1 pseudogene is annotated in these 648 nt (G+C 61.0%); it reads left to right on the top strand.

Annotated elements, in window-relative coordinates:
• Nucleotides 1-330: 330 nt before the first annotated feature.
• A pseudogene (locus EN781_RS33655) lies at nt 331-648 on the top strand (pilus assembly protein TadD); the annotation flags it as partial.

Raw genomic sequence — 648 nt, 5'->3', positions numbered from 1 at the left:
GGCAATCACGGCAGGTGCCAGACCCGCGGCATCAAGGCCGCCGCCCGCGACCAGGTGGACCGGCAGGGCGGTCGCTGATTTCGTCTCGACGAGTTCGACTGGCATTCGATGGTCTCCGCTAGAGCAATTCCAGGAAAAGTGTGTAGCGGTTTTCCGTCCGGAATTGCGAAGAAGCAAATAGTTAGAGCGGTTCGGCGATTCCATGAAACGCTGAACCGCTCTAACGCCGTCCGACTCGGCGTTCTTAACTGTCCGTTAGGGTTAACAGAATATTTCTTCGGGAGGGAAGACGGCCACACAAGGCCGCACACATATGGAGGCCGCAGGCCGATGCTGATCAATGGTTTGATGAACACGGGCAAGCGGCTGATCACCACGGTCTTCATGGCTGCACTCGCGGCAAGTGTCGCCGGCTGCGGTACCAGCAAGCTCACGACTGGCTCCATCGTACGGTCCGACAGCAGGCCGCTGGAGACCATGTCTGCCTCCGAGCTGCACAGCGCGACGGCCAGGCTCGGCGAATCCTATGCCAGGAACCCCAACGACAAGCGGATCGCCACCAATTACGCGGCGGCGCTGCAGATGGATGGCGACGCGGACCAGTCGCTTGCCGTGATGCGCAAGCTGGCGATCGCACTGCCCAAGGAC

Source organism: Mesorhizobium sp. M4A.F.Ca.ET.090.04.2.1 (assembly GCF_003999085.1).
GTDB lineage: Bacteria > Pseudomonadota > Alphaproteobacteria > Rhizobiales > Rhizobiaceae > Mesorhizobium.
Note: the sequence above shows the minus strand (reverse complement) of the source record. Positions and strands in the feature narration are given on the sequence as shown.